The sequence below is a fragment of the Bartonella sp. B39 genome (assembly GCF_053795145.1).
The window spans coordinates 1,753,871-1,764,472 of record NZ_CP200036.1; the positions used below are offsets into that span (position 1 = coordinate 1,753,871).

Sequence of the window (10,602 nt, forward strand, 5' to 3'; positions counted from 1 at the left end):
TCCAAAACCATTAATAGCGAAAATGCCGCACACCTGTAAAAACCATTGCCAAGCCATGCGCATCTGCTGCAGCAATGACCTCTTCATCACGCATGGATCCGCCCAGCTGATTCGAAAGAGAAACCCATCCAAAACCATTAATAGCGAAAATGCCGCACACCTGTAAAAACCATTGCCAAGCCATGCGCATCTGCTGCAGCAATGACCTCTTCATCACGCATGGATCCGCCCAGCTGATTCGAAAGAGAAACCCATCCAAAACCATTAATAGCGAAAATGCCGCACACCTGTAAAAACCATTGCCAAGCCATGCGCATCTGCTGCAGCAATGACCTCTTCATCACGCATGGATCCGCCCGGCTGATTCGAAAGAGAAACCCAGTCAAAACCATTAATGGCGAAAATGTCGCACACCTGTAAAAACCATTGCCAAGCCATGCGCATCTGCTGCAGCAATGACCTCTTCATCACGCATGGATCCGCCCGGCTGAATAACCGCCGTTGCACCCGCTTCGGCAGCTGCCAATAGGCCATCTGCAAAAGGAAAAAATGCATCCGATGCTACCACCGACCCTTTTGTGAGAGATTCTGTTAAACCTGCTCTCTGTGCACTTTCTTTAGCTTTACGCGCAGCAATTTTAGCTGAATCAATCCGGCTCATTTGGCCGGCGCCAATTCCAACTGTTGCACTATTTTTTGCATAAACAATAGCATTTGATTTGACATGTTTAACGACCCGAAAAGCAAATTTAAGATCACGCATTTCATCTTGGCTTGGTGCCCGCTTTGTCACCACTTGCAGTTTGAGATCGTCAACCACCATATTATCACGCGACTGGACTAAAATTCCGCCCGCAAGTGTTTTGGAAATAAGCTCTCCACAACGTGGATCAGGTAAACCACCTGTTATCAACAAACGAAGATTTTTTTTCCTCGCAATGATTTCTCGTGCAGCCATTGTTGCATCAGGAGCAATAATCACTTCCGTGAAAATTTTGATAATTTCTTCCGCACATTCTTCATCAAGGGGTTTATTTAAAGCAATAATCCCACCAAATGCCGACACATTATCACATAGAAGAGCCTTCAAATAAGCCTCTTTTAAACTCTGCCCTTCTGCGACACCACAAGGATTGGCATGTTTAATAAGAGCAACAGCAGCAGTTCTTTTGGGATCAAATTCTGCCACAAGTTCAAATGCTGCATCTGTATCATTCATATTGTTATAAGAAAGTGCCTTACCTTGCAAAAGTTTGGCTGTTGCAACACCAAAACGTTTCTCATTATTGCGATAAAATGCCGCCTGTTGATGCGGATTTTCCCCATAGCGCATAACGCTTGCAAGATGACCAGAAAAGCTCTGCCAAGATGGTGTTTCAATCTTTAAATCCTTTGCGAACCATGTCGCTATCGCCGTATCATAAGCAGCAGTGTGTGCAAAAGCCCGCATTGCTAGTTGGTGTCGCATGGATAAGCTCAAACACCCATCATGCTGCTTTAATTCAGCGAGAACCAAATCATAGTCACTCACTACTGTTACAACACCGGTATAAGCATGATTCTTTGCCGCCGCACGAATCATTGCCGGTCCACCAATATCAATATTTTCAAGAATGGTTTGTCCATCGGCACCAGATTGAGAAGTCTCTTCAAAAGGATAAAGATTTACCACCAGAAGATCAATTCCATGGATAGAATACTTTTCCATAGCATCCCTATGGCTAGGATCCTGTCTTACGCCTAAGAGAGCACCGTGAATTAAAGGATGAAGTGTTTTGACACGCCCATCCATTATTTCCGAAAACCCAGTAACTTCAGCAACATCTTTTACCACTAACCCAGCCGCCATTAAGGCTTTCGCTGTTCCCCCTGTTGAAATCAATTCAACACCGTAAGCGTGAAGCGCTTGTGCGAACGCAACCAAACCTGTTTTATCAGACACAGAAAGAAGAACACGACGAACCCGATGAAGATCAGGTATGGGAAAATTTTTTGCAACAACACCCATAACAGGAACCCTAAAAATAAACCGAGAAAAATACACTTATGTGTTTATATCACACGCTTTTATCAAAATATACCGAAAGGGTAGAATGCTTTTCTTTTAACACACAAAGAATAACTCTCACTTTATCAATATCATGAAAGAGTGCATCATTGCTCCAATTGATGACGCATAAAGCGCCAACGAACCTTTTCTTGAAATGCAGGGCGAAAATACAAAACAATCTGTTGTGTGCGTTGCGGACCTTTTAATCCAGTAAAATCAATTGAATCTTCAAGAAAAATATCAGCATCAGGTGATATAAAATACCATTCTTGACCATCTCTAGCGGCTAAACGCACACCATCGCCATCATAATTAACTTCAACTTGCGGATGAAGATGAAACCGAACAGCAACATTATTCTGTTCATTTTGCCCTGCCTTATATCTCTTTGATTGACCTTTGTTTGGCATAAAAAAACGATCAAAACCTTCAATCATTGCACCATTTGCTGCTAAAATAAGACCGCGTTCGTGAACAAGATTAAAAGGTCGCACATAACCATTATGGCTGGCAATAAAACCAGTCTTCTCTGAATCCTCTATACGCTGCACTTTAACATCCGTTGCTCCCTCAAGTAAAAAGGGAGCCCCACGGCTATTTTTTTTACGAAAAACACCTACCGAACAATCATTAACCGTCGCTGTTGAATGTGCTGCAGTGACACGTCCGAAATGTCGATACTCCGCACTCCCATAAGAATTAACACCCGTATTTATAATAAAGCGGCTCCCTTGAGAAGACATTTCAAAAGATAAACATCCCGAACAAGCATGCTCCGCAGCAAAACGTGGTGGAAAAGAGCCTGTATCTGCAAGAACTGTCGTTCGATTGGCTTGTAAACGCTGAAACCCTGAATAACGTGCATAACTAAAAGGATGCCCCACCGTTTCATCACGATCTAAGACTGCCGATAAACGTTCAGAAACAAGAGGCCCAACCCCATTAAAATGAGCCAATGTTTGATCTTCATGGATGAAAAATCGCAAAGCAGGCAACATACGTTCAACAGAATCAATAAGAATACGCGGCGCTGTTTCATTGCTATGCATAAAAAGATGACGTAACGACAGTAAATCTGATAATAAATTGAGCAAAATGAGAGGACTACGCGAAATATGTCCACCATCGACCAAAATCTGACGCGAAAGCTCCTCTGCAAGAGTGGTTTGCGCCTTTTTCTTCATTGCCGCAGAAACAGGCAAAGCGAGAGATGCAAATGTCAACGCCACTGCTGCGTGTAAACGCTGATCATCGTGTTCCATGCCGCAAATCACTATGCGTAAATAACGAAATTGAAAACCAAGCGCACGCAAAAAACGCTTTTCAAACCGCTCACTTGCCCCCTCCAACAAAATTTTCGAATGACAAATCCACGAAATCAAACGCCGTGCTACAACCGGCCCACTCCAAGGCAGCCCTTTTACTTTCTTACCACCATGATCAAGCCAATCTTCTAAGAGAGAACGTGCATGTGCTACAGCTAAATCACTCTTCGCTACCGTCATATGTCGCAACCAATGAAAATCATGCAAGGCTGCTTCCCATTCTGGCGTTGGTGAAACTAACGAAAAAGGTGAAACAGCACCAGAATGAACAATATGGCCAGCAAAAGCAAAACGACCGTAGTAAAATTCATGCGCCATCATCGGATCAGCTAAGTGCAAATCGATGGGGTGCGCTAAAATTTTATGAGGACGAAACCCCGAAAATCGCCAACGAAACAGGGGGCCAACTGATAAACGCCGCATAAATTGGTGTATCATATACACGAAGTCCGACGCCTTTACCTGAGAACCTTTTACCGCAACTGCCACAATCTCATCTCCGCACGTACCGAATCGTGTACAATTTCAGCCATTTTAGTAAATGAACCGTTAATTAAGCCACTTTTCGGAAACGCGCTGCAAAAAAACCATCCATTCCTAACAACATTTTTTTCTCAGCATTAAAATTTTTATGACAAAAATCAGCAGGCGTTGTGCGCAAAATCCCCGCAGAAGAAAGCAAATGCGCCAGTTCTCCCATCTCCTCTTTACAAATAGGCTCTAAAACAATGTCACCACGCGCCGATAAAATTTTTTCAACAAGATCTTCACCTTCTTCTCTTGCCAACGAACAATTAGAAAAAACAATGCGCCCATCTTTTTTAACCAAAGCAATTGCCGCCAAAAGCAAATCATATTGCAACGCAGCAAGTTTGACGACATCGTCCATCGATTTCGTCCATAAGACATCTGGATGACGACGTATCGTTCCTGTAGAAGAACAAGGAGCATCAAGAAGAACAGCATCAAAAAGCTGAGCGGGATGAAAATTTCTCACATCCCCCTGCCACGTATTGACTGAAAAATGAAGCCGCTTCATATTTTCTTTTAAACGTTTTAACCGATTAGCGGACATATCAACGGCTGTCACATCAGCTCCTTGCAAAGCAAGTTGCGCCGTTTTCCCCCCAGGGCTCGCGCAAAGATCAGCAACCCGTTTACCCCGAATACTCCCAAGTAAACAAGCAGGCAATGCCGCTGCAAAATCTTGAACCCACCAAGCCCCGTCTGCATACCCTGGTAAATCAGAAACAGCACAATCTAAATTGCTCAGCCGAACGGAATCATTGGGCAAAACAACACCTCCAAGACGTTTAGCCCATCCAACACTATCAGATTTCACAGTTAAATCGAGAGGGGGCTCAACACTTTGAATTGCCAAAATCTGATCAGCATTTTCTGCTCCATAAGTTGACACCAACAGCTGTCCAAACCACGCTGGAACCCCTTCAATGACAGGCGCTTGCTGACGTAACACACCCGCCTCACGTGCAACATTGCGTAAAAGAGCATTCACTACCCCTGAAAATCGGCGAAGACGGGGATCAATTTTAGCCACACGCACTGCTAAATCGATCGCAGCATGATCGGGAATATCAAGATAAAGAATTTGTGCCACACTGACATGCAAAAGATGCTGAAGTGAAAATGCTTGTGAAGGCAACGGTCGTGATAAAAAGTGCGATAAAGCAGCTGAAATCTGCCCCCGATGGCGTAATGCTGCTCCCAAAATGGCTCTACACAACAAACGATCCCGATGAGAAAGCTCTAAATACTGTGTATGCCCATACTCATTATCGGTCAAACCAGACAGAGACACCTGTCTATCAAGAACCGCTCCTAAAAGACGAACACACACCTGCCGAACACCTAATCCCGGAACATGCTTTTCGGACATACGCCCCGCTTTCATGCGTTTCAATACAACACCTTTATGTCTTTATTCCCTTAAGAGCTCTACGATTGAGATTTTTTTGAACCTTCATAACGAAGCCAAGAAGGGCGTTTTGTAGCGCGCTGAAAAGCACTATTTTCCTGATTACCTGATACACTAGATTGAGCACTACGGTTTATATCTCCATAATCTAAGCCCCTGCTTTTTCCATGAAAACTGTCTTCTTCACTCCACCCCATGCTTTTGCCCCTTAATTCATTCATTTCTTCTGCTTGGCGACAAAGAGCGGCGATACGATTTGCGGTCGCTGGATGCGTAGAAAAAAGGCTATCAGCTCCCTCACCACTCAACGGATTGATAATAAACATATGTGCTGTCGCTGGATTATGCTCTGCTTCTTCATTGTATTGCACGCGTCCACCGCCTGCAATTTTACGCAAAGCTGAAGCCAAACATAAAGGATTACCACATATTTCAGCTCCCCGCCGATCAGCAGCATACTCACGCGTACGACTAATAGCCATTTGCACCAGCATCGCTGCAAAAGGTGCTACAAGCACAGCAATGATACTCCCAATTGCCCCAGCGCCATGAGAATGTTGTGAAGAATTACGCTGCCCCCCCATAAAAAAAGCAAAATTGCCAAGCATCGAAATCGCTCCGGCAATTGTTGCTGTCAGAGTCATTGTTAAAGTATCACGATGCTCAATATGTGCTAACTCATGTGCCATAACGCCTGCAATTTCCTCTGCACTCAACTGCTCTAACAATCCGGTACTTGCAGCAACAGCTGCATTCTGAGGATTACGTCCCGTAGCAAAAGCATTTGGCTGTGCACTCTCAATAACGTAAACTTTTGGTTGAGGAAGAGAAGCTTTTCGAGCTAAATCGCTTACAATCTGATAATAAACGGGTGATGAATTGTGATCAACTTCACGCGCACCGTACATGCGTAAAACAATTTTATCCGAATTCCAATAAGAAAAAAAATTTAAACCGCTTGCTATCAAAAGCGCAATGATCATACCACTGCCCCCTCCAATCAGAAAACCAACTCCCATAAAAATAGCGGTCATAAAAGCCAAAAGCATAGCCGTACGCATTATGTTCATTACTCAAAAAACTCCATGATAAAAATCAATCAATACTATATGATGGGGTTTTCTTTCTGTTTCTTCAATGGGATAAGTATAAAATGAATAAAAAAGACGAGAAAATAAGCAAACAAAAAGCAACGGTTGATAAACTGCAATCCCTCTCTCCCGCAGCACAACGCGCCCTCCATGAAGCTGAAGAAAGGCGTAAACATGAAAAAAATGAAGACAAACCTTTAGAAAATGGAGGACGCGGCGGCAAAGACCCGTCACGCTATGGAGATTGGGAAATTAAAGGCCGCGCCATTGACTTTTGAAAGTCTCACGTCAATTCTTTTAAAAACCAACCATCTTTTCAAGAGGATTCATTTTTATCGATAAAAATGGAAAGTGGCTGTATTTTCTATAAAAACCTCAAAATACGCTTAATTGTGTTTTCAGAATAATCATGCCTCTGCTGCTGAAGCAGCTGCTTCTTCAGCAGCTTGTTTTGCAGCAGCTATGCGCTCTTGCGCTTTTTTGCCAGGCTCACCTTTTTGTGGATTATTGCGAACTGGGCGCTTTTTTAAGCCAGCAGCATCCAAAAACCGTAAAACACGATCTGTTGGCTGTGCTCCTTGACCAAGCCAATACTGTATACGTTCTTCATCAAGTTTTACACGCAGTCCATCTTTAGGCAACATTGGATCCCACGCACCAACACGTTCAAGAAACCGACCATCGCGCGGACTACGAACATCCGCAACAACAATATGATAATAAGGCCGCTTTTTTGAACCTCCACGGGACAAACGAATTTTTAACGCCATATTTTATCTCCTATAATCAACTCTGGCTTTCGTTCAAAATTACTTGTTTCGTTTTTTGCTCTTTAGCAATAACTTCATGGTTATGTACAACTTCTTTAATGATAAATTTTAAAAATCTTTCTGCAAAATCGGGATCAAGATAACTTTCTATAGCCAATTGCCGCAAACGTGTCACCTGATGTTGCTCACGCACAGGATCTACTGTAGGCAAATCATAACGTGCCTTTAAGCGTCCAACAGAATCCGTACAACGAAAACGTTCTGCCAAAACATGAATCAAGATTGCATCAAAATTATCAATGGACGTCCGTAAACGCGCTAATTCATCCAATATTTTTTCCTGCATCACACTTCCTTTCCTCTTTGTACCTTATTTTTTTTGGGGACGCTGAGGAAAATTTCCCCTATCGGCAATGCCATTGGAAAGACCAGGAAATGTAAGCCCACGGCTTGGGAGACCAGGTAAGACCTTCCCTCCATTACCACTCTCAATCTGCTTTTGAAGTGTTGAGAGCTGCTTTGGATCAAACCCTGATAAATCGGGAAGTGTTGCAGAATCTCCGCCAACTTCTCCCATACCACCAAACCCCATTTTGGCGCCAAGTCCTCCCAACATTTTTCCCATCAAACCGCCTTTTCCTTTACCTCCCATTGCTTTCACCATATCAGCCATTTGGCGATGCATTTTCAAGAGCTTATTAATATCAGCAGCACTCGTACCAGAGCCCTTAGCAATCCGTTGTTTACGGCTATGTTTCAAAATTTCAGGATTAGCACGCTCAAGAGGCGTCATTGACGAAATAATAGCCAATTGACGATTAAACAAACGGTCATCAAGTCCCGCGGCAGCAATTTGATCTTTTACCTTACTAAAACCCGGTAGCATTCCCATTAAACCACTCATTCCCCCAAGTTTTTTCATTTTCTGCAATTGTTCTGCCAAGTCATTGAGATCAAATTTTCCAGCTTGCATTTTTTTTGCAAAAGCAGCTGCTTTTTCATGATCCATTGTTTCAGCAGCTTTTTCCACCAAAGAAACAATATCGCCCATTCCGAGAATACGATCAGCAATACGACTGGGATGAAACTCTTCTAAAGCATCTATTTTTTCACCGGTCCCGATTGCTTTAATCGGCTTTCCCGTAACGGCTCGCATTGAGAGAGCAGCACCACCGCGCCCATCACTATCCATCCGCGTTAAAATAATTCCTGTAATTCCCACACGCTCATCAAAAGAACGGGCGAGATGAACAGCATCTTGACCGGTAAGACTATCAGCAACCAGCATAACTTCATGAGGAAAGGAACAAGCTTTAATCTCAGCCAACTCAAGCATTAAAGCTTCATCGATATGGTTACGTCCTGCCGTATCAAGAATCAGCACATCATAACCACCTAGTTTGGCTGCTTGTACCGCACGTGTTGCGATATCAACGGGAGACTGGCCGGCAATAATAGGTAAACTCGCAAGTTGTGCCTGTTCTCCTAATTGGCGTAGTTGTTCCTGTGCAGCAGGACGGCGTGTATCTAGTGACGCCATGAGAACTTTTTTATTATGTTTGTCAGTGAACCGTTTTGCAAGCTTTGCTGTTGTGGTTGTTTTTCCAGAACCCTGCAAACCAATCATCATCATAACAACGGGCGCTGGTGCGTTTAAATCACTTAGAGCACCTTCATCACCAAGAACATGAACCAGTTCGTCATGAACAATCTTAACAACCATCTGTCCAGGTTTAATTGATTTAACAATTGCGGCCCCAACAGCTTTTTCACGAACCCTATCGGTAAAAGAACGCGCGACATCAAGTGCAACATCGGCCTCTAACAAAGCACGACGAATTTCGCGTAGCGCCTCTACCACATCCTGATCCGACAAAGCACCACGCCCTGTCAAATGAGACAGTATGGAGCCAAGCCGTTCTTGTAAGGATTCAAACATCATCTACCTCATTGCTGCATAATAAACAAACCAAAATGGCATCCGAGAACGCATCGCGCCGTCGGATGTTGACCTCTGAGATCTCTTTATACCCTTAAAACGGGGCCTCAGTCGGTGGCTCCAAGTTAATTTTGTCACTGAAAGCTTTCCCTTTCAAACAATAAAACCCCCCCTTTGTCAAGATTTATCATACAAAACCTTTCACACGAAGAAAAAATATAGCAAATTTTACGCCTCAAAACTCCCAACCTCAACACGTATAAAATGACCTGTTTCCTGTTCGATAGTCCACAATTCACCACTTGAAATATCAAACCAAGCCCCGTGCAGCGTCAAAATACCCTGATCTTTGCGCACCTTTATCCAGGGAAATGTCTCTAAATTTTTCAGCGAATGACAAATAGAAAGTTGCTCTAATGTGGTTTGCTGCTCCTGGACAGTCAACGCTTTATTGCTAACTATTTTTTTTGCTGCTGGTACCAAAAGATTTATCCATTGACCAATAAAATCATCTGATGTTAAAGACCTACACGTCTCCTTAAGGGCGGTATTCACTCCTCCACAATACGCATGACCTAAAACGACAATATGCTTAACCTCAAGCAATTGTACTGCGTATTCAAGAGCTGCTGATGTAGCATGATATTGTCTATCAGGAGAAAAAGGAGGAACCAAATTTGCCACATTGCGCAATACAAAAATTTCGCCTGGTTTAGCATTAAAAATTGTTTCTGGCACTGCCCGCGAATCACAACAAGCGATTATTAAAATTTCAGGTTTTTGCCCTTCAAGGGCCAATTTTTTATAATGTGCTGTTCTATATGAAAAGTAATGTTTTATAAAAGACCGGTAACCGTTTAAAAGTCTTTCTGGCAAATGCGTCATTCCTTATTTACTTTCCATTTGTATACTTTTAAGAATAAGCTACTAACACAAAAATATTAAAAAGTATCTTTTTAACATATCCGAGACAACTTCATTTTTTATCTTAAAGAATTTTTTAGATAAAAAGACCTTCCCTGCTTCATTATCTTTTATGATATTTATTTTTAATTTATTTAGATATTTATTATAATGAATAAGTTGTTTTTTTGTTTGTGGATATGCTTTAAAATGAAATGCTTTATTCGGAATAGTTTCATTATATTTATGTGTTTTTATCGCAAAATTCTCTTTTTTTGATTAAATCATTTTTTCTCTTGCCGTTTTTTCAATTCCCTGCTAATTCTCCGTACATTCTTAGCATTAACAGGGTTACTAGATATAAATTCAGGCATTGTTTCTATACCAAGTGATGTGTTAAGATGTGAGTATTGCATATTTAATACGCTTTTTTGATTTTTGCAGTTCTCTGTTTTTAGACATTGTTGCCTCAATGTTTATCCTGTTAACCCCATGTCCATGGGGTGTGTTTTATTTTTTTCTAATTGTAACCGTCCACTAATATGGACGGTTAATTTTTGTGAAATAAGTTTAATCATTTCCTGACCC

At 42.3% G+C, this 10,602-nt stretch carries 12 protein-coding genes; 1 reads left to right on the forward strand and 11 read right to left on the reverse strand.

Annotated features, from left to right (window positions below; all coding sequences use genetic code 11):
• Positions 1 to 10: 10 nt before the first annotated feature.
• The 7 genes from V4P57_RS08035 to htpX all read right to left on the reverse strand — a co-directional run bounded on the left by V4P57_RS08035 (position 11) and on the right by htpX (position 6,381).
• Entirely contained in the window at positions 11 to 160 is a 150-nt protein-coding gene (locus tag V4P57_RS08035; RefSeq protein ID WP_455466007.1) for a hypothetical protein, read from the reverse strand.
• On the reverse strand, positions 138 to 287 hold the full coding sequence (locus V4P57_RS08040; RefSeq protein WP_455466007.1) for a hypothetical protein: 150 nt from the start codon (positions 285 to 287) through the stop codon (positions 138 to 140). The genes V4P57_RS08035 and V4P57_RS08040 overlap by 23 nt, the downstream gene beginning before the upstream one ends.
• Positions 265 to 414 (reverse strand): hypothetical protein, encoded by a 150-nt coding sequence (locus tag V4P57_RS08045; protein WP_455466008.1) that lies wholly within the window; start codon positions 412 to 414, stop codon positions 265 to 267. The genes V4P57_RS08040 and V4P57_RS08045 overlap by 23 nt, the downstream gene beginning before the upstream one ends.
• Entirely contained in the window at positions 392 to 2,008 is a 1,617-nt protein-coding gene (gene purH / locus V4P57_RS08050; protein ID WP_455466009.1) for a bifunctional phosphoribosylaminoimidazolecarboxamide formyltransferase/IMP cyclohydrolase, read from the reverse strand. Before purH ends, V4P57_RS08045 begins: the two co-directional genes overlap by 23 nt.
• A 146-nt stretch (positions 2,009 to 2,154) precedes the next feature.
• Positions 2,155 to 3,864 (reverse strand): heparinase II/III family protein, encoded by a 1,710-nt coding sequence (locus V4P57_RS08055; protein WP_455466010.1) that lies wholly within the window; start codon positions 3,862 to 3,864, stop codon positions 2,155 to 2,157.
• A 64-nt stretch (positions 3,865 to 3,928) separates the two neighbouring features.
• Positions 3,929 to 5,296, reverse strand: a complete 1,368-nt coding sequence (locus V4P57_RS08060) for an RsmB/NOP family class I SAM-dependent RNA methyltransferase (protein ID WP_455466011.1) — start codon at positions 5,294 to 5,296, stop codon at positions 3,929 to 3,931.
• A gap of 35 nt (positions 5,297 to 5,331) precedes the next feature.
• The gene (htpX, locus tag V4P57_RS08065; RefSeq protein ID WP_455466012.1) at positions 5,332 to 6,381 is read right to left on the reverse strand and encodes a zinc metalloprotease HtpX; all 1,050 of its coding nucleotides are present in this window, start codon (positions 6,379 to 6,381) and stop codon (positions 5,332 to 5,334) included.
• A gap of 83 nt (positions 6,382 to 6,464) precedes the next feature.
• Here htpX and V4P57_RS08070 point away from each other — a divergent pair, with 83 nt between their 5' ends.
• Entirely contained in the window at positions 6,465 to 6,680 is a 216-nt protein-coding gene (locus V4P57_RS08070; RefSeq protein ID WP_455466013.1) for a DUF1674 domain-containing protein, read from the forward strand.
• A gap of 129 nt (positions 6,681 to 6,809) precedes the next feature.
• Here the strand turns inward: V4P57_RS08070 and rpsP are convergent, their stop codons facing one another.
• From rpsP to V4P57_RS08090, 4 genes are all read right to left on the reverse strand, one after another.
• Positions 6,810 to 7,172, reverse strand: coding sequence for a 30S ribosomal protein S16 (rpsP, locus tag V4P57_RS08075; protein WP_455466014.1), 363 nt, complete (start codon positions 7,170 to 7,172; stop codon positions 6,810 to 6,812).
• A gap of 16 nt (positions 7,173 to 7,188) precedes the next feature.
• Positions 7,189 to 7,518, reverse strand: a complete 330-nt coding sequence (locus tag V4P57_RS08080; protein ID WP_455466015.1) for a chorismate mutase — start codon at positions 7,516 to 7,518, stop codon at positions 7,189 to 7,191.
• 24 nt (positions 7,519 to 7,542) lie between these two features.
• Positions 7,543 to 9,111, reverse strand: coding sequence for a signal recognition particle protein (gene ffh, locus V4P57_RS08085; RefSeq protein ID WP_455466016.1), 1,569 nt, complete (start codon positions 9,109 to 9,111; stop codon positions 7,543 to 7,545).
• Positions 9,112 to 9,339: 228 nt separating this feature from the next.
• Positions 9,340 to 9,996, reverse strand: coding sequence for a carbonic anhydrase (locus V4P57_RS08090; protein ID WP_455466017.1), 657 nt, complete (start codon positions 9,994 to 9,996; stop codon positions 9,340 to 9,342).
• Positions 9,997 to 10,602: the final 606 nt, after the last annotated feature.

Bases quoted from the DNA above. Each gene is read 5' to 3' on its own strand.
- V4P57_RS08090 (WP_455466017.1), bottom strand. From the start codon at position 9,996: ATGACGCATTTGCCAGAAAGACTTTTAAACGGTTACCGGTCTTTTATA.
- purH (WP_455466009.1), bottom strand. From the start codon at position 2,008: ATGGGTGTTGTTGCAAAAAATTTTCCCATACCTGATCTTCATCGGGTT.
- V4P57_RS08080 (WP_455466015.1), bottom strand. From the start codon at position 7,518: ATGCAGGAAAAAATATTGGATGAATTAGCGCGTTTACGGACGTCCATT.
- rpsP (WP_455466014.1), bottom strand. From the start codon at position 7,172: ATGGCGTTAAAAATTCGTTTGTCCCGTGGAGGTTCAAAAAAGCGGCCT.
- ffh (WP_455466016.1), bottom strand. From the start codon at position 9,111: ATGTTTGAATCCTTACAAGAACGGCTTGGCTCCATACTGTCTCATTTG.
- V4P57_RS08070 (WP_455466013.1), top strand. From the start codon at position 6,465: ATGAATAAAAAAGACGAGAAAATAAGCAAACAAAAAGCAACGGTTGAT.
- htpX (WP_455466012.1), bottom strand. From the start codon at position 6,381: ATGAACATAATGCGTACGGCTATGCTTTTGGCTTTTATGACCGCTATT.